Here is a 23,290-nt window from a genome sequence, read left to right as displayed (position 1 = left end):
CAATGAATCTATGACAGTGAATCACAAGCAACTAGGCAAGCCGCGGTTACTGATTTTTGGCTGCGGCGATGTTGGTATGCGTCTCTTGCCCTTATTGCGTGACCGTTTCCGTATTTTTGCTGTGACCAGTCAGCCTGCAAGACAGGCCGAATTACGCGCCGCCGGTGCCATTCCGATCACCGCAAACCTGGATCAGCCGCATACCTTGGCACGTCTGAAAGGGCTGGCGCAGATGGTTGTCCATTTGGCACCGCCGCGCTCAGAAGGTGAAGCTGATATCCGAACCCGAAATTTGACCGCCATTTTACCCGACAAGAGTCGCCTTGTTTATGTAAGTACGACCGGCGTGTATGGCGATTGTCAAGGTGCACAGTTTGATGAAACCCGTTCAGTCGCACCACAAAACGCCCGTGCCCGTCGTCGTGTAGCGGCAGAGCAGTGTTTAAGACAGTGGGCCAGGCGCAGCCAATCCAGCTTATCTATTTTGCGGGTACCAGGGATTTATGCAGCAGATCGCCTGCCGCTTGATCGCCTAAAAAAAGGCACGCCAGCCCTGCAAGCATCGGATGATGTGTACACCAACCATATCCATGCCGACGATCTGGCGATGCTGATCAAGCTGGCCTTATTTCGTGCAAGTTCTAATCGTGTTTATCACACCGTCGACGACAGCGATATGAAGATGGCTGATTACTTTGATCTGGTCGCAGACGCTTTTGATTTGCCGCATCCGCCGCGCTTGCCACGCTCTGAGGTGGCGCAACAGGTGACACCGATGTTGCTATCGTTTATGTCAGAGTCGCGTCGCATGTTAAATCAGCGTATCAAAGCAGAACTGGGCATGCGTTTGCGTTATCGGACGGTTGAGCAGGGGATTCTGGCAGCTAAAACTGTTATTTGAGTGAAAAAATGGGGAGTATGTGGATAAATATAAGGTATTCCCCATATTATTATTGCACATAAAAATATACTTATAGTGAGTATATTTTATGAGTCAGCGCTGATGAGAAACTGAAATAGCGGATAAATTGTTTCAAAATATTATTTCTTGTTCTTAAAACCCGCTATTGGCGGGTTTTTGTTTACACTTATGGTTAGAGCAGGCGTTTAGCCTCCAATATTTTTAAAACCAAACTCGATAGGGAATCTACAAATGCATTACCGTTTAATCTGCAAAAATGAAAAAGATGAACCGACTAAAACCGTAGAAGCAGGTGACGATTATCTGGCCGCTGTCAATAAAGGCGCTGGCTTGCGTCATGAATTGAATGCGCCTTACCAGATTGATCTGGTTTCGGTAACGCATGATGGTCAAGAACATAAACTGGCACAATTAGGTGGTTTTACCTCGCTTTAATTGAGTCGCATTGATGTTGAGATGTTGAGGTGTAGTTCGCGCCCGGTCGTCATCTGCCAACATTGAATACTTCTTAGAAAGTCAAAATGGTCAATCGGGAGCTAGTCTGTTGCTCTTATTGACCAATTTTTTTGCCTCGCAGTTTTGCCCTGCATCACGAATCGCCCAATAAAAGAACTTTATGCGTAATTTCATTCTCTGTATTTTCGTGACGTTGATCTTTTTAAATTGTTCTTTAGCGAAAGCACAAGAAAGCGTCCCGACAGCCCAAGAGCACTCTGTCGCAGAGGAATCTAAAACAATACGCAAACATCGCTTGAAAAAGTTGATAGAGCACCTGTCGATCGATAGCGATACCTTGCATCGTCAGTGCCGTTATGAGTCCGAGATCGCCGCTACGCCTCCACATAAAACAGTCGTGCTGACGTTTGATGATGGCCCTGATCCAGAGCAAACCAAATACATACTTTCTGTGTTGGAAAAATACAATGTGCCCGGCAGCTTCTTCATGATCGGAGAAAAAGCGCAGGCGCATCCTGATCTAGTCAGTCTGGTGCAAGCATCGACGCATGCAATGATCGGCGTGCATTCATGGAGTCATCCCAATTTTCACGATATCTCTGTCGCAGAGCAAACTACAGAGGTAGAGAAGAGCACCGCTTTATTCGCCAAAACGACGCCACTAAAATTCTTTCGCTACCCCTATGGCAATTCAACGTGCGATGCCAACCAACTGGTCAAATCGCTGGATTATAAAATCGTAGGCTGGCATGTTGATTCCTGTGACTGGGCTTTTGATCACAAAGGCGTTGTAGATTTAAAAGAGGCACTGAGTTGCGGCGTTCTCCCGCAAAACCGAGAAAACTTTTTAGAGCATGTACTATCATCAGTTCGTAACCATGATGGCGGTATTATTCTGATGCATGAGATTCATCCTAATACCATCAGACAATTAGATAAGATCGTCGCTACTTTGCAGGCGGAGGGTTTTACATTTAGTCGATTGACCGATGCTGAGTTTGAAAAAATGCTGCCTTGAAAAAGCTGGTAGGGTAGTAGTGACTGTAATTTATCAATCCATCTTAGCTACACAGTTTTTTAGTCCAGATAATAAAAACGGGAGACCTCTAATGGATCTGTATCAAAGTGCAGTTGCTACGCTATTGCAGAAAGATTTTGCGACAATTTCAGAACTGATTCAGTTACATGCAGCGCATCGACCTCAGCATTTGGCATATGTTCAGGATGGACAAACGCTGACATATCAAGAGCTGGATCATATGATGGACTTAGTCGTAACATCTTTGCAGCGCGACGATGTACGTGCTGGCGACGCGGTTGCGATTTGTGCTGCAACTTCATTAGAGTATGTCATCGTATTTTTGGGTGCTATCCGCGCGGGCGTTGCTGTTGCGCCATTGGCGCCATCCAACACTGCAGACGGTTTACTGTCGATGATTACTGATGCTGATGCTCGCATCGTTTTTCTTGATAGGGATATGATCGCGAATATGGCATCCGTAATTGATCAGGTCGATACACCTGTAATTTCTCTCGGTTCTGCTACAAATAATTCTTTGGACAACTGGCTCGCGCCTTTAACTGGTCAGGTTAGTGACCTTAGAATTCCAGACATTCGCCCAGATTCCGTATTCAATATTATTTACTCATCTGGCACTACAGGTAAGCCTAAAGGCATCGTTCAACCTCATGCGATGCGGTGGGCGCATGTGCAGCGCGGCCAGTTTAGTGGCTATGGCATAGATGCAGTCACGTTACTATCGACACCACTTTATTCCAACACCACGCTAGTCAGTTTCTTTGCCACAGTCGCAATGGGTGGAACGACTATTTTGATGGCAAAGTTTGACGTAAAAACTTATCTGTCTTTGGCGCGACAACATCGTGTTACGCACACTATGCTCGTGCCAGTGCAGTATCAGCGTTTGATGGCGTATCCTGATTTTGATCAGTACGATTTATCGTCTTACCGGTTTAAGTTTTCAACCAGCGCGCCGTTTTCCGCTGCGCTGAAAAAAGAAGTCCTAGATCGCTGGCCTGGCGGCTTGACTGAGTTATATGGTATGACAGAGGGCGGTGGCACTTGTATGTTACTGGCGCATCAGCATCGTGCAAAATTACATACGGTAGGACAGCCAGCCCCCGGTAGTGAGTTTCGTATTATTGATGAGCAAGGTCAAACACTGCCCGTAGGACAACAAGGTGAAATTGTCGGACGCTCTCCGGGTATGATGTCCGGTTATCACAAATTACCCGAGAAAACGACAGAGGCAGAATGGTATGACGCAAATGGGGCGCGTTTTATCCGCACCGGTGACGTAGGCCGGTTTGATGAAGACGGTTTCTTAACCTTGATAGATCGCAAGAAAGACATGATTATTTCTGGCGGATTCAATATTTATCCAAGTGATATTGAGGCAATCTTGTCTCAGCATACAGGTGTGGTCGATCTAGCAGTGGTAGGCGTACGGTCAAATCAATGGGGAGAGACGCCCATTGCGTTTGTGGTTGTAAATAGTGGCGTACTCACAGCATCCGATATTTTGTCATGGACAAATGCCAGGCTCGGGAAAATGCAGCGTCTGTCTGCAGTCGAAATCGTGGATGCCTTACCGCGAAGTCCGATTGGAAAAATACTGAAGCGAGAACTACGCGATCAATATCAGATTCATGCTGAATTAGGATAAGGTTTTATCGCTGGAGCTTGGTGTCAATATAGAAAAGTAAAGGGGATTTAAATGCAGCGTACTACTAGTGCTACTCAGGCCATCATTTATACCGTCGATAACGGAATCGCAACTCTGACTTTGAACCGGCCTGCACAAAAAAATGCGCTTGATATGGTAATGCGAAACGAGATCGCTGATGTCATATCCGATATTTGTCATGATCGTCAGATCAAGTCCTTAATTATTACCGGAGCAGGGGGCGCATTTTGCTCTGGCGGTGACATCCGCACGATGGATGCTAGTGGCTCGGCAGAAGATGGACGCGACCGGATGGCAGAACTGCACCTCTGGCTAGAAGAATTAATCACATTAGATCGTCCCGTAATTGCGGCGGTAGATGGCCCTGCCTACGGCGCTGGTTTTGGTCTGGCACTGGCAGCAGATTTTATTATAGCGACTCCAAGAGCCCGATTTTGCCTCGCCTTTTTACGTTTAGGTCTGATACCTGATTGCGGCGTTTTTTATACTTTACCACGTATCGTCGGACTACAAAGAGCAAAAGAACTGGCGTTTTCTGCCAGAGAAATCAATGCGGAAGAAGCACAACAAATGGGCATCGTTTTTGAGATTCAGCCAGAAGAAAAATTAGCCGCACGTGCGCATGAAATGGCACTGAGTTTTACCCAGGGATCACAAACAGCTATTAGCCTGACCAAACGAGCGATGAACGCATCACTAGGAAGTAACTTGACGACGATGTTAGAAATGGAAGCAACAGGCCAAGGTCTGGCGCGTTCCACCAGCTATCACCGCGATGCAGTCAAACGGTTTTTGAGCAAGCAACCGTTAGCGTTTAAATAGCCCGGCCAGTAAAAGAGTATTAGAGATAGCAATACACGATTCAATCCTCAAATTACTGACACCCAAGCGTCTGTACCAATGTTTTGCAAGGAATATAGCGGTCTCTGATCCGCACATATTCTCCATCCTTTATGATGCTCTCAAACGCTGCATTGAAGCGGCTGACAAATGCGGTATCGATCGTTTTTTTACTAAACGCGATCATGGCGGGATCATCAGAAACGATGATAGCGCTTTTGATGATGTCATTACTTAAATTGAGCTGTTGTAGTTCGACCAGTCCGGTTGCTTCATCGGCGATCAGTCCATTGATGCGTCCGAGTTGTAACATCTTCCAACCATTGGTACGACTATAAATCGGATTTAAGTGGGTTAAGAACGCCGGATTTTTTGATAACGTAGCAAATTGCTTACCGTAAGAAACGTCAATCTGAGTGCCAAGCTTAAAGTCAGTTGCCATGATGTCTTCAAGGCTCTTTAACGGGTATTTTTTAAGAGACGATTTCGCAACAAACAAGACGTTGGGAGATCGATTGATGACTCTTGAAAAGAGTGCAAAGCGATCGCGTTGCTCGGTCTTTAAAGCACCCGGCAGAATATCTAGCCGTCCTGCTTCCAGTTCTGCCAAGGCACGCGCCCAGGGTAGTTCAACAAACTTGGCTGTGCATCCCATTCTTTGTAGTACAGTTTTTACTGTGTCTACATAATAGCCAACCAGGACGCCATCTGCGTTCAAGGATGAATATGGTTTGTCGTTATCCCAGCGGACAGTTTTCTCACAGCTTTCAGCATTGGATGATTGTAGTGACATCCAGACGACACATACCGCAAAAAGAGCGCTAGCTCGATTAACAGTCTGCACTCTGACCTTATCTGATCTTGTATCGAATTGTTTTGGCAAGGTGGACGCTACCATTTCTTTTGATCATATCTTGCAGAGTATAGCGATGCCGGATCGCTGCGCTGTAAAAATTTTGTATTTAAAATAGCTATATTCAGGTCGTCTATTTAGACTGGCAGAGCAGATGGCAAAAACCTGTTTACTCAACTGCCTATGAAAGCGATTTTTGTAGGGTGTGAGAAAACTATTTAATTGGTCTAATGTATCGAGGAGTTTTGTTCAATGAGAACACTTTTAAAGCTATTTCTTTTTATAACTGTATTGCTGAACACACCGGCTTTCGCTGCCACGGATTGCCTGTCTTATGAACCAGTGAAGGTCAAACTTGCTGGTAAGCTACATCGTGCGACCTTTCCCGGCGCACCTAATTTTGAAAGTATTAAAGATGGCGATACCGCTGAGACGGGGTTTTATCTGACGTTGACGCATGCGATTTGTACTGTGACTACTCCCGGCAGCGAGCAAACAGCATTTGCCTCAGTCAAAGAAATTCAGTTAGTGCTGAACCAGTCGCAATATAAAAAATTACGTCCTAAACTGGGCACACAGATCCAGCTTAGTGGGTCGCTCTTCTCTGCAATCTCTGGACACCATCATACGGATGTATTGCTCCAGGTGGATGAGTGATCTAAGTTTATTTATCCCACATAAACTAAATGAGCTAATTTTTTTACGTAGTTAGTTTAAGATTTTTCCAAGTTAGGAATTGGAGTGTCCGTCAACATTCGTATTATGATGCTGGATAATATAGACACACTTTTTTTGATGTAAAAGCTTGTTCATACTTATCCCCGTTATTTTTAAGGAGCTACTAATGGCCCAACGAATGACCCCACTATTCGCTCGTGCTGCATTGCTGATGAGCTTGTCCGTTTGTGCTTCAAGTGCTTTCGCGCAGGCTGAAAAAACGGCAGCCAAAGCTGTTCCGTCTAAAGTATCTGGCACCGGATTTAAGACCGTCGCTTCAGCGTTGGAGGCGGTCAATGCAAAGCCTGATGTATCGGTCAATACCACGCCTGACGCATGGACTATCATTACCGAGGCTGATGGGATGACGATCTGGTCGTTCACTCCACCAACTTATCCGGCTTATCCCGCAGTAGTAAAGCGGACATTAAAGAATCGGTCGAACGGCGATCTTTACGTCGAGATGGGCGTGTTGTGCGAGGCGAAGAAAACTATTTGTAATAAGCTGGTTAAAGACTTCGAGAATCAAAATAAAAAAATGACGAAGCAGCTTAAAGAGGGCGTTAAAAATGCTCCGGATCAAAACTGAGACAAGCTGATTACCAACCGTTGAAGGTGAGATTGACTAAGAAGAGTTTATAGATAGGACTTACGCAAAACCGCCCCGGCTGTGTTGTAGGTTCTAGCTGTACTCAAGTACTATCTTCGTCGCTACGCCTTGCCGGGACAATTTTGCGTAAGTCCTAATTGATAAATTAAGTAAAACTTCTCTATGCATCTTTAGAGATGGTCCGTATTTTTCACTGGAAAGTGGCAATTTCTGTGTTCGCCTTGCTTTCCTTGCAGTTGTCTACTAGCATCGCAAATTCTATTTCTACCGCCATCGCTGCCGCTACTATCATGCCTGCTCTGCCTGAAATGCAAGAATTGGAACGCATCCTTACCCTTGGGCGAGGGCATCTGGAGGCGTCTGTTGCTTGCGAGGTGAGTGTCAAACATAAGCGTTTTCCTGTCTACAAACTTTGTTTGGGTAATCCTGATCCTGGTGTGCCGGCGATAGGATTTTTCGGTGGTATTCATGGTTTGGAGCGGATTGGTACTCAGGTCTTGCTGAGTTTTTTGCGTGTTCTGATCTCGCGGCTGGCGTGGGATAAAAGTCTGCATCATATGTTGCAAGACGTGCGCTTGGTGTTTATGCCTTTGATTAATCCGGGTGGAATGTGGCAGGCAACGCGTTGCAATCCGCAGGGTGTGGATCTGATGCGTAACTCCCCAGTGGAGGCGGCAGATAAAGTGCCGTTTTTGTTGGGCGGACATCGTATTAGCCGCCATTTGCCTTGGTATCGTGGAGTTGCTGGCGCGGAGATGGAACTAGAGAATCAAGCTTTATGCAAAATTGTGCAGGATGAATTGTTAAGCCGCCAGTTTAGTATTGCGGTTGATTGTCATTCGGGTTTTGGTTTGCGTGACCGGGTATGGTTTCCGCATGCGCATAGCGTGCATCCGATTGAGCACATCGCCGATATTCTCTCACTGGAAGAATTGTTTCAGCAAACTTATCCCAATCACCGTTATCTGTTTGAGCCGCAAAGTCTGCAATACCAAACCCACGGTGATATCTGGGATTATCTGTATCTGCAGGCGCAGCAAGATCCGTCCAAAACTTTTTTACCATTTACTCTGGAAATGGGGTCATGGTTATGGGTGAAGAAAAATCCGCGCCAATTATTTTCGCGGCATGGCATGTTTAATCCGGTGGCCGAGCATCGCCTGCAAAGGGTATTGCGTCGCCATACAGTCTGGTTGGATTTTTTAATGCGGGCGACTTGTGGGCATGAGCATTGGCTGACCAAGGGGCCAACCCGTTGCCGTGTGCAAGAGCGTGCTGTAGCGCGCTGGTATCGGCCATGATGCGGCACATGAAGCGATCCTCGAGATGACAAGCTGGGTACTGTTACGCGGCTTGATGCGAGAGGCGCGTCATTGGGGTGATTTCCCTCAAGCGTTTCAATCTGTAGTTGGCGATGCCGCCATCGTGACTTTAGATTTTCCTGGTAATGGTCGCTTGTATCAGCAAGCCAGTGCGACCAGCGTAGACGCAATGGTCGAATCTGTGCGCGCACAACTGCTGGCATTGGCTTATCCGCCTCCTTATCAAATAGTTGCCTTGTCGCTCGGTGCAATGGCAGCGGTGGCATGGAGTCGTTTGTATCCGGGCGAAGTCGAGAGGATGGTACTAATCAACACCAGTCTGGCGCCGCATAATCCGTTTTATCATCGCCTGCGTCCTCAAAATTATCCTGCTTTACTTGGTGCTTTACTACGTGGCTCGGTCGAGCAGCGCGAGGCACTGATTATGCGGATTACCAGCAAGCAAACTGACACGCAGCAAGCTCCGGCATTGTTGAAGCGATGGGTTAGCTATGCAGAGGAATGTCCGATTAGCCGTAAAAATATCTTGCGGCAATTATCGGCGGCGCTGTCGTATCGTGCACCTTATGCCGCGCCACAAATGCCAACCTTATTGCTCGCAGGCTTGGGTGATGACTTGGTCAATCCTGCATGTTCGCGCACATTAGCGCAATTGTGGGATTGTGAAATTCGATTGCATCCAAGCGCCGGGCATGATTTGCCTTTGGATGATGCAGGATGGGTAATGCAGCAAATTGCTGATTGGCTATCAAAGTAATACTGACTCAATAGTCGTATTAGATATCAAGGTAGGTCGCCGTTTAACATAAGCTGGATAGCTTGTTAAATTGAGCTAAAAATTCCCCCATGTGTCATTCCAGCGCAGGCTAAAATCCAGTGATCTGTCCTTGATGACGATAAAGTTTCACACTCAATCACTACCTTCGCAGAACTATTTGATCAGTCATTCTACGAGTGTCATTAAATATACTCCTATCTAGTAAATATAGAGTGTCCATATAATCATTGGACAATAAGGCATAAATCAGAAAAATAAAGGGGAGTATATGATTTCTTTAAGCTTGTGCTTGCTAAGCTGAGGTACTTCCTTTGATTTGCACAGATGCTAGGACGGCTCAGATTTAGGTGCGTAGAAAGAGAGCAAGTACGAGAATGAGCTTCGATTGTCGTAAGCCGGTCATAAATCATTCTTACACTTGGGCTATTTATTTTCTGTGGAGAACCGTCATGCTCAAGCGCCCAAGTCAACTAGCGAAATTATTAGTCAACCAATCGAGCGCTGAATCGGTAACGCCAGACATCACTAAGTCCATAACGCAGCATACTTCAGCAGCAGTGGCTAAGCCATCCATTCAACGCCGTCATCTGCTGCAAGGTATTTTGGCCGGTGCGGCAAGTGTAGGTATGGTTGCTAGCGCAGAAGCGCAAACCAAACCGTTGCGTGCAGTCTTTGAAGTCAGTATCGATAGCGCTAAATGGTCACCGCGTAACAGAGAGTTGATCGAAGCGTTGATTGCTAAACATGGCAATACCTCAAAAAAATACTCTGCCAAACGCCGTCCCTACGCCGTATTTGATTGGGATAACACTAGCATCATGAATGATTGTGAAGAGGCTTTGTTGATGTATCAGATCAACACCTTGTCCTTCAAGCTGACACCGACAGAATTCTCTGCGATTATTCGCCAAAATGTCCCCGCCGGAAAATTTATGGCGGACTATAAAAATGCCGCAGGTAATGTCGTAGATTTAGAATCTATTTGCAGCGATCTGGATGCTGATTACGCATTTTTGAATGCGAATTTCAAACTCATGAACGGCAATAAATCGCTGGAAGAAATTACCCAGACAGAACAGTTCCAGGATTTTCGCGCCAAGCTGTATTTCTTATATGAGGCAATTAATGATACCCACGGAGTTGCGGTCGGTTATCCATGGATTATCTATTTCTTCACCAATATGAGTGTCGCCGATCTGAGCAAATTGGCTGAGGCGTCCAACGACGCTAACCTTGGCATGAGTCTGACCAAGACTAAATATACGAGCCCCCTTGCTTTGTCTGGCAAGGCCGGTGTGATCACTACCAGCCATTTTCATGGAATACGTTTGGCGACCGAGATCGCCAGTCTGATGAGCGCGTTCCGCAGCCACGGTATTGATGTATATGTCAGCACAGCGTCTTTGGAAGACGTGGTTGCCGTCTTTGCGACTCAGCCCAAATATGGTTTTCATGTCGAACGTCAGAACGTATTGGGATTACGTTTAGAGAAGGACGGCGAGATTTTTAAAAATGTCTATCGCAAGGATTGGCCGATTAATTGGGGGCCAGGAAAATCCGAAGTGATCAAGCGGGAACTGGTCGCGAAGAAGGGCTATGGTCCGATCTTTGTTGCTGGCGATAGCGACGGTGACTACGATATGCTGCGCGATTTTTCAGAGACCGAATTGAGTCTGGTGGTGAACCGGCTTAAAAAAGGCAAGATCGGAGAATTGTCTAAACAGGCTGCTGACAATTTAGCTCAGGTACATCCTCGCTTTGTATTACAAGGTCGCCAGGAATCTACGGGTAATTGGCTGCCGGCAGAAACCACGATTAAGTATGGCAAAGCCGTAGCTGCGCTGCTGGCGTAAGGAGTTTCGCTAGTTAGCGAGTTTGGAAGAGACCGATAAATGCATAATTTCTCGGTCTTTTTCTTTGATGTGAAGTAGTCGGTCAAGTGCATATGCCAATGTCGTTGAGCTGCCTGTGGTGTAGACAATTAACTTGTTTGCTGTGTCGATAATGGAGTGTGAGTTCGAATCTGGTGCTGCTTTTGAATCTGATACGGCCCTAGTCGCGTGTTCAACATTGCTCGCTAACAAGCGCGTTAATTGTTTGCTGACTGCTTTGCCAGTATCGATTAATTTCACGCTAGTTTGTGGATTACTGGTGTTGAATTCAGCAATGATTTTTAAAATCAGCTCAGCGACAAACGGGTAGTGGGTACAGCCAAGTACGATCGTATCTGCACCTTGCTGCAATAACGGAGTTAGGTATTGGTGCAGCAGGCGGACGGTCTCTGCTGAATGCAGTTCGGCTTTTTCAATCTGATTGACTAAGCCTACGCAGGCTTGTGAAAAAAAGCGTGTTCCGGTTTCTGCCGTTAACTGATCTCTTAGGGCGATGAACTTTTCACTTTGCAGTGTTGCTTGTGTCGCCAATACGCCGACGATGCCGTTCTGACTTTGTTGTGCAGCAGGCTTTAAGCCTGGTTCTACCCCAACCAGTATCAGATCGGGATAAGTGTGGCGTAATGCTTTAATCGCCGCGGCAGTGGCGGTATTGCAGGCGACTACCAGCGCTTTACAGCCTTGTTCTGTCAAGAACTGTGCGGCGGCTAGACTGCGTTCTACAATCAGCGATTCCGGTTTGTCGCCATAGGGCGCAAATCCAGAATCGGCGAAGTAGATCAGATGTTCGTTGGGAAGGTCTTTACGGATATGCTGAAGTACCGACAGACCGCCGATACCAGAATCAAACACGCCTATGGCTGCGTCAATTTTTACATTCATAGGCGTATTTTGTTAACGAGATTAAGAATTTGTGACCGGGATAATGCCAATCTTGGCTTGCCATTCTTTAGGACCAGTGTTGTGCACTGAGGTACCGTTAGAATCGACCGCAACCGTCACTGGCATATCAACTACGTCAAACTCATAAATCGCTTCCATGCCCAAATCGGCAAAGCCGACCACGGTTGCAGTTTTGATTGCTTTAGAGACGAGGTAAGCCGCTCCGCCCACCGCCATCAGATAGGCTGACTTGTGGTTTTTGATGGATTCGATTGCGGCCGGGCCACGCTCTGCTTTACCGATCATCGAGATCAAGCCTGTTTTTTCCAGCATCATGTCGGTGAATTTGTCCATCCGTGTCGCGGTGGTAGGACCTGCGGGGCCAACGGCCTCGTCGCGTACCGGATCGACCGGACCAACGTAATAAATGACGCGGTTCGTGAAATCGACTGGCAAGCTCTCGCCTTTGGCCAACATGTCTTGAATCCGCTTATGGGCAGCATCGCGACCGGTTAACATTTTGCCGTTGAGCAGCAATGTCTGACCCGGCGTCCAGGAGGCGACTTCTTCTTTGGTCAGGGTGTTGAGGTCAACGCGTTTGGATTTTTCGGTATCCGCTGTCCACTGTACTTTTGGCCAGGTAGAGAGCGATGGCGGATCCATATAGACAGGACCAGAACCATCCATTACAAAATGCGCATGGCGTGTCGCTGCGCAGTTAGGGATCATTGCGACTGGCTTCGATGCTGCGTGAGTCGGATACATATTGATCTTGACGTCCAGCACGGTAGTCAATCCGCCGAGACCTTGTGCGCCAATGCCCAGAGCATTGATCTTGTCGCAGAGTTCTATGCGCAGTTCTTCCGTTTTGTTTTGTGGGCCACGCAGCTTTAATTCATACATGTCGATGTCTTGCATCAAGGATTCTTTTGCCATCAACATAGCTTTTTCTGCAGTACCACCAATACCGATACCGAGCATGCCCGGCGGACACCAGCCTGCACCCATGGTCGGGACGGTTTTCATCACCCAGTCAATCAGAGAATCGGACGGATTGAGCATGACAAATTTGGATTTATTTTCAGAACCACCGCCTTTGGCTGCGACCTGAATATCAATCGTATTGCCTGGTACTAGTTCCATATGGATTACAGCAGGGGTGTTGTCTTTGGTGTTTTTACGGTCGAACAACGGATCAGCGACGATCGATGCGCGTAAGACGTTATCTGCATTGGCATAGCCTTGACGTACACCTTCATTCACTGCATCGGTGATGGAGCTGGTGAAGCCTTCCAGGCGCACACCCATACCAATTTTCATAAATACGTTGACGATGCCGGTATCTTGGCAAATCGGACGGTGGCCTTCCGCGCACATACGCGAGTTGGTCAGGATTTGTGCAATGGCATCTTTGGCCGCAGGACTTTGTTCCGCTTCATATGCACGTCCCAGATGGGCAATGTAATCGGCAGGATGGTAATAGCTGATGTATTGCAAAGCAGCGGCAACGGATTCGATCAGGTCGTCTTGTTTAATGACTGTCATGATATGGCTCTTGGCTAAGTAAGAAAATCGGTGTTGTTAGGTAAAAATGTGAAGTCGTAATTATGTTTTATTGGTATCGCATTTGTGTCGCACGCATGGCAGCTTGGTGATCGCCATGTACACGACAGAAAATAATGACTGAGGCATTTTTATACTTAATGACTGAGTTTTTTATGCGTTTCGTTCTGAGTTCTGGTCAGCAGATTGTCGCAGTAAGCAATCGCCAGTGCTGACAATAAAAAGGCAATATGTATTACCGTTTGTGCGATCAATGTCTTTGCATCATAGGCCGAGGCGTTAATAAACGTTTTCAGCAAATGGATAGAAGAGATACCAATAATTGCCATCGCCAATTTGACTTTAAGCACGGTCGCATTGACATGGGATAGCCACTCCGGTTGGTCACGATGACCCTCAATGCCAAGACGCGAGACAAAGGTTTCATATCCGCCGATGATGACCATAATCAGCAAGTTAGAAATCATTACAACGTCGATCAGGCCAAGTACAACCAACATGATTGTGGTTTCATTAAGTTTGGTTGGGCGCGTCGCATTGGTAACGCTGACAGCATCCAAAATATGATCAAGCGCAGATTGATTGCCCAAAGCAGCGCCGATTAAGTCGCTAAGTTCTACCCAGAAATGAAATACATACACTGCTTGTGCGAGTATCAAACCTAAATACAGCGGCAGTTGTAACCAACGGCTGAAAAAAATGATGCCAGCAATAGGGGAAAGTTTACGTGGTGCGTCAGGTGTTGACATAGTCAGAATCACAGGTGGGGAAAAAACTAAATTAGCCCGTATTTTACACGGCGACAGCGTGGATGGTGAGTGTTGATACAGGCAAATTGTACGAGCGTAAGGCTTCAGTAAGTCTCTGCGCCTATGGTATGGGCTATCGTCATGGCTGTAGTAGTTACGCTAACATTGGCTGCAAAGGCTTGTTTCATAAAGAGTTGCTATGCTTAATTGTCTCGTGCTGTTACTGCTTGTTCATATACCAAATGTGCTGCTTGAGACTGCATCCATTACGATCATAAAACTAGTTAACACCTCAATAGATATTGCAATCGACATTGATGTGTGAGTCTGTTGATTGATGGTAATTTATGGCAATAGCAACAAGCTCAGTGAGTGTAAATTGAATTTACACTGAGCCAGAACGATACTCAACTAATTACAATAAGCTGGAGATAATCATGCCTGACCTCGACGCTGTCAAAGCCGAAACCCGCGTTTTCCCCCCACCTGCTGCGTTTGCTGCCAATGCCACTATTTCTGGGATGGATGCCTATCAGGTTCTCTGTGCAGAAGCTGCGCAGGATTATGAAGGTTTTTGGGCCAGATTGGCGCGAGAAAATCTGCACTGGCACACACCATTCAATAAAGTGTTAGATGAATCTGAAGCACCATTTTATAAATGGTTTGAAGACGGGTTATTGAATGTGTCCTATAACTGCCTAGACGTTAATCTGCAAAACGGTAACGCCGATAAAGTCGCCGTGATTTTTGAGTCAGACGATGGTGACGTGACCAAGGTGACCTATAAAGAATTACATCAAAAGGTCTGTCAATTTGCCAATGGATTGAGGTCGCTCGGCATCAGCAAAGGCGATCGCGTTGTCATCTATATGCCAATGTCGGTGGAAGGCGTCGTTGCCATGCAAGCTTGCGCCCGGATAGGTGCGACGCATTCGGTAGTGTTTGGCGGATTCTCTGCCAAGTCGCTGCAAGAGCGGATTGTGGACGTGGGTGCAGTTTTGGTCATTACCGCAGATGAGCAAGTGCGCGGCGGCAAACATTTGCCATTAAAAATAATCGTGGATGAGGCTTTATCCTTAGGTGGTTGCGAGAAGGTGCGTAATGTCGTGATCTACAAACGCACTGGTGGCAATGTGCCGGTAGTGGAGGGGCGCGATCTGTGGATGCATGATCTGGTGGCGATTCAATCCGATGTGTGCGAGCCAGAGTGGGTTAGTGCGGAGCATCCTTTATTTATTCTCTACACGTCTGGCTCAACGGGCAAACCAAAAGGTGTACAGCATTCATCCGGTGGCTACTTGCTATGGGCAATCCTGACGATGAAATGGACCTTTGATCTAAAGCCGGACGATGTCTTCTGGTGTACTGCCGACATCGGCTGGGTCACTGGCCATACTTACATTACTTACGGTCCATTAGCCGCGGGTGCGACTGAAATCGTGTTTGAAGGTATCCCGACTTTCCCTAATGCCGGCCGGTTTTGGGACACCATACAAAAACACAAGACGACGATTTTTTATACCGCGCCGACAGCGATCCGTTCCTTGATTAAAGCAGCCGATGGCGATGAAAAAATCCATCCTAAACAATATGATTTGTCTTCACTACGCTTGTTGGGATCGGTGGGTGAGCCAATTAATCCAGAAGCCTGGATGTGGTATTACAAGCATATCGGCAATGAAAAATGTCCTATCGTTGATACTTTCTGGCAGACCGAAACTGGTGGCCATATGATGTCACCATTGCCTGGTGCAACACCCTTGGTGCCAGGTTCTTGCACCTTGCCTTTGCCGGGGATTATGGCGGCGATTGTAGATGAAACAGGGCATGATTTGCCGAACGGGCAGGGCGGTATTTTGGTAGTAAAACGCCCGTGGCCGTCGATGATCCGTACCATCTGGGGCGACCCTGAGCGGTTTAAGAAAAGTTATTTCCCAGAAGAGTTTGGCGGCACCATGTATCTGGCAGGCGACGGTGCGATTCGTAATAAAGATACGGGATATTTTACGATTACCGGCCGGATTGACGATGTGCTGAATGTCTCCGGACATCGCATGGGGACGATGGAGATTGAATCAGCTCTGGTCGCACATCCTCTGGTGGCAGAAGCCGCAGTCGTAGGCAAGCCAGACGATACTACTGGCGAAGCAATTTGTGCCTTTGTAGTCTTAAAACGTACTCGTCCGATTGGTGATGAAGCCAAACAAATTGCGACTGAGTTGCGTAACTGGGTTGCCAAAGAAATCGGCCCTATCGCCAAGCCAAAAGAAATCCGCTTCGGCGATAATTTACCTAAAACCCGTTCAGGAAAAATCATGCGTCGTTTGCTGCGCGTGTTGGCAAAAGGCGAAGAAATTACGCAAGATATTTCTACATTAGAAAATCCTGCAATTTTGGAGCAGTTGAAGCAGGCTCAATAAATTTCTACTAACAGTTGCAGATCAGCCAACGTTTGACGCTAATTAATTAGTCTATGCTTTAAGGCAATACGCTTGATTTAATGCTCAGCGCCATCACTACTTTTGTAGTGGTGGCGTTTTGTTTTTGATCAGATCGGGTTTTAGGCCTATCACGACACTAGACTACTTAAAACACGTCGCTAGCCAGAGGTTTTAAATTCTTAATGATTAATATACTCCATATTAGTATATTTTAATTGTCCAATGAAAGTATGGACAATAACCTTATTTTTTATTTTTATAGGGGGAGTATATGAATATTCAGACTCAGACTGATCATTAGTATCGGACACAGACGATCAAAATAAGCTTGATGCCAGTCACTAAAATCCGCTAATTTTCTGGCCTAAATAGATTTGTAAAATTACATCTGGTGTTGTAATATTTATATCGTCAATATAAAAGAGACTCAGCATGTCTACGACGCTTGTTCCCTGCTCGAACGACGATGCACTACTGACGACGCTTTATCGTGCGGTCGGGCATGAGGCTCGTTGGGCTGACGTGCTGCGGGCTCTGGCTGAGTATTTTGGTGCCAGCGTTGCCATGTTGCGCGCTGCAGACAGGCGGCAGTGTGCGCATAGCTACTATCTGTCTTATAACTTATCGGATTCTGTGTCACGTGCTTATGCTGATTATTGGTGGCCGCATGATCCCTGGACGCCTGCCGCGTTTAAAAGTGAAGATTTTCGTGTGAGGATGACCGGGCGCGGTAGCGACTTAGTCAGCTTGCGTGATTTACGTCAGACGCGTTTTTATAAAGAGTTTTTATTGCGTATCCCGGTGGAACATTTGCTACTGAGTGTGATGACGGATAAAAATAGTGATGAGAGCCTTGGTTCTCCACCCGCGATTCTTAGTTTGTTGCGGGCGCCGGATATGGCAGATTTTTCCGACGCGGAGGTCGAACATTTATGCCGCTTGACGCCGCATATTCAGCGGGCGTTTAAGTTGCATTGGCAATGGCGTAGCAACCAAGTGCAGTTATCGGTATTTCAGCGCAGTTTAGATGGTCTTGATTTTGGCGTGATTTTTTTTGATGCTACTGGACGTATACTTAGACTTAATACCAGTGCGAAAGAAATGATTGTTGATACCGATTATCGACAATTTTTTACTTCGCTGCCTCAGGTCGTTCCCGCTGGCGGTATGTTGGACGGTCTGGTACAAAAGACCGCTGCAGGTGAGGGCGGTCCGCTGACTTTATGTGGTTTTAAAAATCGCTTGCTAGCATTTGCATTGCCCATCGCCCATGTAGAAGAGACGACCGTCAATAGCAAGCTGGCGCGTTCTGCAGTGATGTTAATGCTGGTGGATCAGCAAAAACAGCCCGGCGCGGCGGTAGATTTTATGGTGCGCAGTTTTAAACTCAGTCCGGCGGAAGCGAAGATTTTGCCGCTACTATTTGACAGTCGTACGCCGACTGAAATGGCAGACATTTTGGGTTTAAAAATTTCTACTATCCGCAGCCAGTTATCATCGGTCTATGCCAAAACAGGTACGACGCGTCAGCAGGAATTAATCTTGTTATTAGGATCGGCACCACCAGTCAGAACGCCATCTTCTTCCGATCTACCAAAAAAAATGCGTATTCCAGTTGTCTGAAATACGCATTCAATTTAACAAGATTTGCAACAGGCTTACTTCACTTCCAACTGAATCTGCATTACGCTAATCGGATGCGCTTTATCCCAGGCGCGCACCAGTCTGGCAGTAATGAGATAACTACCGGCATCCGCTTGCACGTATAACTGGTAGTTCGGGCCATCACCTAGCTGTTTGGTTTGTCCCGTCACCTCAGAAATGCCTTTGGACGCATTACTCGGCATATCCCCCAATACGTTGCTTGCGACATCTGCAACGCGCGTCACACCGGATGGTAATTCAAGTTCCCAGTTAAAACCGGTGGTGCCGCTGTTACTCAGTGGCAGGCAAATCGCCGCACCGGCCACACCGGCCACAAGTTGCGCGGTGTGGTTTTGTGTTGGATTTGCCTCTGGGTTCATACTGTCAGCCTCCTGCTTATCTATTGGCTTAGCCACCTTCTGCTATGCCGCCTGCAACGGGCATCCATGGTTTCCATGCGGATTGTCCTGGCTGCCAATGTGAACTGATGACATTGTGGTCGGTACCAATCGCATAAATATCCAATTGATCCGGGCCTTTGCTTACCGCAAACACGGAGGTGTCTGCCGCTGCAGTACCGTTGGCAACACGCCACCAGCCATGCCACGAAGTAAAGCCAGGTTCCCACGCTGCAGTATAGACGCCATGATCCGTGCCAACGCAGAAAATATCGAGCTTATTCGCACTGCGAGAGACGCCAAACACAGAGGTATTTGGTGCCGCCACGCCGCCCTGCACACGCCACCAGCCATGCCATGAAGTAAAGCCAGGTTCCCATGCTGCGGTGTAGACGCCGTGATCCGTGCCAACGCAGAAAATATCCAGTTTATCTGCGCTGCGAGAGACCGCGTAGACGGACGTATTTGGCGCTGCCACGCCGCCTTGCACACGCCACCAGCCATGCCATGACGTAAAGCCGGGTTCCCATGCTGCGGTATAAATCCCCATATCAGCACCGACTGCAAAAATGTCCAGTTTGTTCGCGCTGCGTGAGACCGCAAATACTGACGTATTCGGTGCCACTTTAAGGTCGCCAATTTTCCACCAGCCACCCCATGACGTATTGCTTGGATTCCATGCGGCAGTGTAGACATGACCATCGGTGCCTACGCAGAATGCATCCAATTGATCCGGACAGCGTGAGACTGCATGAATCGATGTGCCAGGTGCAGCAACACCGCCCTGAATACGCCACCAGCCACCCCAATGCGCATTGCCGGGTTGCCATGCAGCAGTGTAAGTGCCGTGATCTGTACCAATGCAAAATAAATCCAGCTTATCAGCACTGCGTGATACCGCATGCATAAATGTGTTTGGTGCAGTAACGCCGTTTTGTACTGACCACCATCCACGGTAAGCGGTTTCGCTACCTTCCATTGCCGCGGTATATGTGCCGCGGTTGGTGCCGGGGGTAAATACATCCAGTTTGTTTAAACTGCGCGAGACACCAGTGACCATCGGTACTGTTGCCGGTTGGATTACACCATGACAGCCGTAGAAGGGTTCGCTATCGATATTGCATTGACCGTAGCCCATTTTGAAGAAGCCGCCGCCAGTGCCGTCAGCATGCGCCGCGCCACCAAAGCCAGTACCCCAGGAGTTACGGCAAATCCAGCACTGATCGATATCGGAATAACCAACGACCATGACGGCATGACCACCGCGATATTTGCCAGTGACATGTTTATATACACCACCGCCATAGCTATCAAAATCTTCATATACAGCAAAACCGCACACCATAGGACCGACGGTAGACAGGTAAGTTTTGCGGGAGTCACCAGTCCATGCGCTGTAATCGCTGATGGAATAGGTACGGAAAGCGCGATCTGCCTCAGCCCGGTTGTACGCCGCCCATAAGCTATTGGGGTCAGAAGGATTTGCCAGCTTTGGAGGATTGTCAAATGCAGACATGTACGGAAAAGTCGCCTCGGTCGCAATGCCGCGACCTTTGATTTGACCAAGTGCAGCATCATTATTCCAGCCGCCACAATTAGGACCATGCGATGAGGCAAAATGTTGATCTGCTTCCGACAGATTTAGATTTAATGCCCCGTGTTCTATCGCTGCCATCGCTGCGGTCATGCCCGTGGTAGCAAAAGAGACACAAGAGCCGCAATACATTTGATCTGTTACCGGACCAATTACACCGCGGTCGCGCCAATCAAAGGATGCCGGATGTGCACCGCCGGGTGATCCGGCAGGCGCGCTGGCAACCGCAGGAGCACTCAGCGTGCCGACCACATTGGTTGGGAAGAAAGCGCTCATCATCGTCGGAAAGCGCAGGCGCGTGACCGATTGGGCAACTAAAGAAGAGCGTTGGATGCTAGCTGCGTCCGAGGGTTCCCAGCCCAGTCCGCGTGGCAGTTGACCAGCCGGTGGCGTAAGAACACGCCAGCTCAGGCCTGCTTGGCTGATCGCCTGTTGTAATAGGTTTGTATCGAGTGCCATTTTAAGTACCTTCTATCGTAAGTAAATTAAGTCAATAGATGTCTTACAAGCGATGATTCTGCATCGTGAGCAGTGGTGGCCGCTGGCAAGAAACCGGTGCTGACGACTGAATAGAGATGACTTTTCGAACTTTATTAATTATTAAAATTTCTATTCAATTCGACATCTAAATAATGATTGAATTTGAGCGAATTAACATCCTTCACATGAAGGATAGAAATATACTTTTTATAATTAAATTAGGGTTCTTGCAGAAAAGTGAGGGGTTCTGCTGATGTGCTGCTGATATGCCGCTCACGTTGCTGTTGCGTTATTGAGCAATGTAGATGACGCTTGAAAACGGAGTGATGAATATACTGTCATGGGTATATTAAAGATGTCCATATAATAATTGGACGATAAGGCTGTTTCTATAAAAAAATGGGGGAGTATATTCTCTGGATGATATTTGAATATAAAAAAAGAACACAAAATAGTGTTCTTTAGATATTACCTTCGCATCGATGGTTATGCTGGCGTCACGCTCGCATTAGTAAATTGCCCGCATCCTGAATTGACGTCCTTTGATATTGCAGCGGCTTAATTTATCCAGAGCCTGTTCAGCGATCTGTCTGTCTAGCGCGACATAGGTCATAAATTCAAACACATTGATCTTGCCTACTTGCTCTTTGCTCAATCCCACATCGCCGGTCAGGGCGCCGAGCAAATCACCGGGACGCAGTTTGTCTTTTTTGCCGCCCATGATGCAGATGCTGACCATCGGTGCTTGCAGGGTAGTGTTGGAGGTCGCATCCAGTTCAGCCAGTTCATGCCATTGCACTGATTGACCCTGGTATTCTTCGATGAGCTTGACCCATTTTTTCTCGCTTGGCGTTGCCAGACTGAGCGCTAAACCTTTTTCGCCAGCACGACCTGTACGTCCTATGCGATGAATATGGACTTCAGTATCTTTGGAGACATCAACATTGATGACTGCGCCCAGAGTCTGGATATCCAGACCCCGTGCTGCAACGTCGGTGGCGACCAGTACTGAACAACTTTGATTAGCAAAACGGACCAAGATTTCATCACGCTCGCGCTGCTCCAGGTCGCCGTAAAGCGCCAGCGCATTGATGCCCTGCGCTTGCAATTCATCTGCCAGTTCGCGGCAATGGATCTTAGTATTACAAAAAGCGATCGTCGAAACCGGCTTGTAATGCGATAACAAGCGTGCTACCGCCGCATTGCGTTCTTCTGGCGTGACCAGATAAAACAGTTGTTCAATATGGCTGCCGGTGTGTTGCGATTCCACTTTGATTTCTGCTGGATCGCGCAAAAATTGCGCGCTGGCTTTGCGGATGTCGTCAGGGTAAGTAGCAGAAAATAATAGCGTCTGACGGCGTGGTGAACACGCCGCAACAATGCCGTAGATATCTTCATAAAATCCCATGTCGACCATACGATCTGCTTCATCGAGCACCAGCGTCTGTACGGTATTTAAATTGATACTGCCGCGACCGATATGATCCAGAATCCGTCCCGGTGTTCCCACCACGATATGCGCGCCATGTTCCAGCGAGGCGATTTGCGGACGCATCGGCGCACCACCACACAAGGTCAAGACTTTGATATTTTCTACCGAGCGCGCCAGGCGACGTAATTCATTCGATACCTGATCCGCCAGTTCACGCGTCGGGCAGATCACCAAGCCCTGCACCGCAAAATAGAGTGGATTGAGCTTGGCAAGGATGCCCAGACTGAACGCCGCCGTTTTACCGCTCCCCGTTTTTGCCTGCGCAATCACGTCACGTTGCTCCAGAATCAAGGGCAAGCTCGCTGCCTGGATCGGCGTCATCTCTAAATAACCGAGACTTTCCAGATTGGCCAGCAATGGTGCTGACAAGGGCAGGGTATTGAATAGGCTAGGATTTGTCATGGGAGGTATTTCCAGAAAACGATCAGATAGTACAGCGGCAACGCAGTCTAACATCCCCATCATTTTTATCGTACTGCGGGAGACAACACGATACGACACGATAGCGCGGCGGAGAGAGCTAAGTTGCTCGTCCTAAGGATGATTACACATCCCAAGGGAGAATTAATGTGCAGAAAACAAAAAAGTCCTTGAGTCTGAAGAGTCAAGGACTTGAAATTGATTGGTTGCGGGGGCAGGATTTGAACCTACGACCTTCGGGTTGTGAGCCCAAAACTAGAGGGGCTTAAAACCAAAATATTCAATAAAATCAATGGCATGCCATACCCTGACTTACCGCATTATACCGGAATTTACCCACTCAAGTGCAGCAAATTTGCAGCAGAAATTCCGCCGCCCGTCAGATCAAAGTAAATCCTGGTAACTGGTGCCTATACGTTTAGCAGTCATGTGATTGCTAACAACGAAACCATTCCCATGGAAGCACTTCTTTCCCCTAAAACCTTAGCAGCAGCACTAGGCATTGCCGAACAAACGATTTATAACCGTC

At 47.5% G+C, this 23,290-nt stretch carries 19 protein-coding genes; 12 read left to right on the top strand and 7 right to left on the bottom strand.

What is annotated here, in order from left to right; all coding sequences use genetic code 11:
* Window positions 1-10: 10 nt before the first annotated feature.
* The 5 genes from AAKU64_RS06505 to AAKU64_RS06485 all read left to right on the top strand — a co-directional run bounded on the left by AAKU64_RS06505 (window position 11) and on the right by AAKU64_RS06485 (window position 4,908).
* Complete coding sequence (locus tag AAKU64_RS06505; protein ID WP_354333571.1) at window positions 11-901, top strand: sugar nucleotide-binding protein; 891 nt, start codon at window positions 11-13, stop codon at window positions 899-901.
* A 252-nt stretch (window positions 902-1,153) separates the two neighbouring features.
* Window positions 1,154-1,357, top strand: a complete 204-nt coding sequence (locus AAKU64_RS06500) for a hypothetical protein (protein WP_322119145.1) — start codon at window positions 1,154-1,156, stop codon at window positions 1,355-1,357.
* Between the two features lie 181 nt (window positions 1,358-1,538).
* Entirely contained in the window at window positions 1,539-2,396 is an 858-nt protein-coding gene (locus AAKU64_RS06495) for a polysaccharide deacetylase family protein (RefSeq protein WP_354361889.1), read from the top strand.
* Between the two features lie 91 nt (window positions 2,397-2,487).
* Window positions 2,488-4,065, top strand: a complete 1,578-nt coding sequence (locus AAKU64_RS06490) for a class I adenylate-forming enzyme family protein (protein ID WP_354333575.1) — start codon at window positions 2,488-2,490, stop codon at window positions 4,063-4,065.
* A gap of 51 nt (window positions 4,066-4,116) precedes the next feature.
* Window positions 4,117-4,908 (top strand): enoyl-CoA hydratase/isomerase family protein, encoded by a 792-nt coding sequence (locus AAKU64_RS06485; RefSeq protein ID WP_354361888.1) that lies wholly within the window; start codon window positions 4,117-4,119, stop codon window positions 4,906-4,908.
* A 52-nt stretch (window positions 4,909-4,960) separates the two neighbouring features.
* Here the strand turns inward: AAKU64_RS06485 and AAKU64_RS06480 are convergent, their stop codons facing one another.
* Window positions 4,961-5,719, bottom strand: coding sequence for a substrate-binding periplasmic protein (locus AAKU64_RS06480; RefSeq protein ID WP_354361887.1), 759 nt, complete (start codon window positions 5,717-5,719; stop codon window positions 4,961-4,963).
* 312 nt (window positions 5,720-6,031) lie between these two features.
* Here AAKU64_RS06480 and AAKU64_RS06475 point away from each other — a divergent pair, with 312 nt between their 5' ends.
* The 5 genes from AAKU64_RS06475 to AAKU64_RS06455 all read left to right on the top strand — a co-directional run bounded on the left by AAKU64_RS06475 (window position 6,032) and on the right by AAKU64_RS06455 (window position 11,059).
* On the top strand, window positions 6,032-6,436 hold the full coding sequence (locus AAKU64_RS06475; RefSeq protein WP_354333579.1) for a DUF4431 domain-containing protein: 405 nt from the start codon (window positions 6,032-6,034) through the stop codon (window positions 6,434-6,436).
* A gap of 187 nt (window positions 6,437-6,623) precedes the next feature.
* On the top strand, window positions 6,624-7,085 hold the full coding sequence (locus AAKU64_RS06470) for a hypothetical protein (RefSeq protein ID WP_354333580.1): 462 nt from the start codon (window positions 6,624-6,626) through the stop codon (window positions 7,083-7,085).
* Window positions 7,086-7,396: 311 nt separating this feature from the next.
* The gene (locus AAKU64_RS06465) at window positions 7,397-8,407 is read left to right on the top strand and encodes a M14 family zinc carboxypeptidase (protein ID WP_354333601.1); all 1,011 of its coding nucleotides are present in this window, start codon (window positions 7,397-7,399) and stop codon (window positions 8,405-8,407) included.
* Window positions 8,408-8,432: 25 nt separating this feature from the next.
* Window positions 8,433-9,185 carry an alpha/beta fold hydrolase gene (locus AAKU64_RS06460; protein ID WP_354333582.1) on the top strand — a complete coding sequence of 251 codons (753 nt, stop codon included), beginning with the start codon at window positions 8,433-8,435 and terminating at the stop codon, window positions 9,183-9,185.
* 647 nt (window positions 9,186-9,832) lie between these two features.
* The gene (locus AAKU64_RS06455) at window positions 9,833-11,059 is read left to right on the top strand and encodes a haloacid dehalogenase-like hydrolase (RefSeq protein WP_503012620.1); all 1,227 of its coding nucleotides are present in this window, start codon (window positions 9,833-9,835) and stop codon (window positions 11,057-11,059) included.
* 9 nt (window positions 11,060-11,068) lie between these two features.
* Here AAKU64_RS06455 and murI read toward each other — a convergent pair whose 3' ends face one another.
* The 3 genes from murI to AAKU64_RS06440 all read right to left on the bottom strand — a co-directional run bounded on the left by murI (window position 11,069) and on the right by AAKU64_RS06440 (window position 14,292).
* Window positions 11,069-11,980, bottom strand: a complete 912-nt coding sequence (gene murI / locus AAKU64_RS06450; protein ID WP_354333586.1) for a glutamate racemase — start codon at window positions 11,978-11,980, stop codon at window positions 11,069-11,071.
* Window positions 11,981-12,001: 21 nt separating this feature from the next.
* Complete coding sequence (locus AAKU64_RS06445) at window positions 12,002-13,525, bottom strand: fumarate hydratase (RefSeq protein ID WP_354333588.1); 1,524 nt, start codon at window positions 13,523-13,525, stop codon at window positions 12,002-12,004.
* Window positions 13,526-13,680: 155 nt separating this feature from the next.
* Window positions 13,681-14,292 (bottom strand): TIGR00645 family protein, encoded by a 612-nt coding sequence (locus AAKU64_RS06440; RefSeq protein ID WP_354333590.1) that lies wholly within the window; start codon window positions 14,290-14,292, stop codon window positions 13,681-13,683.
* Between the two features lie 437 nt (window positions 14,293-14,729).
* On the opposite strand from AAKU64_RS06440, the gene acs reads away from it, so the two are divergent.
* Both acs and AAKU64_RS06430 read left to right on the top strand, forming a co-directional pair.
* Window positions 14,730-16,712: an acetate--CoA ligase gene (gene acs, locus AAKU64_RS06435; RefSeq protein WP_354361886.1), complete on the top strand. Its 1,983-nt coding sequence runs from the start codon at window positions 14,730-14,732 to the stop codon at window positions 16,710-16,712.
* Between the two features lie 453 nt (window positions 16,713-17,165).
* A complete protein-coding gene (locus AAKU64_RS06430) occupies window positions 17,166-18,356 on the top strand; it encodes a helix-turn-helix transcriptional regulator (protein WP_354361885.1) in 1,191 nt (396 codons plus the stop codon).
* Window positions 18,357-18,391: 35 nt separating this feature from the next.
* Here the strand turns inward: AAKU64_RS06430 and AAKU64_RS06425 are convergent, their stop codons facing one another.
* The 3 genes from AAKU64_RS06425 to dbpA form a co-directional block, all read right to left on the bottom strand.
* Window positions 18,392-18,757 carry a hypothetical protein gene (locus tag AAKU64_RS06425; protein WP_354333595.1) on the bottom strand — a complete coding sequence of 122 codons (366 nt, stop codon included), beginning with the start codon at window positions 18,755-18,757 and terminating at the stop codon, window positions 18,392-18,394.
* Window positions 18,758-18,785: 28 nt separating this feature from the next.
* A complete protein-coding gene (locus tag AAKU64_RS06420) occupies window positions 18,786-20,828 on the bottom strand; it encodes a C1 family peptidase (RefSeq protein WP_354333597.1) in 2,043 nt (680 codons plus the stop codon).
* A 529-nt stretch (window positions 20,829-21,357) separates the two neighbouring features.
* Window positions 21,358-22,743 carry an ATP-dependent RNA helicase DbpA gene (dbpA, locus tag AAKU64_RS06415; RefSeq protein WP_354333599.1) on the bottom strand — a complete coding sequence of 462 codons (1,386 nt, stop codon included), beginning with the start codon at window positions 22,741-22,743 and terminating at the stop codon, window positions 21,358-21,360.
* Window positions 22,744-23,290 lie beyond the last annotated feature (547 nt).

Origin of the sequence: Undibacterium sp. GrIS 1.8 (assembly GCF_040544445.1) — a bacterium.
Lineage (GTDB): Bacteria > Pseudomonadota > Gammaproteobacteria > Burkholderiales > Burkholderiaceae_D > Undibacterium.
This window is presented reverse-complemented; position numbering and strand designations above follow the sequence as displayed.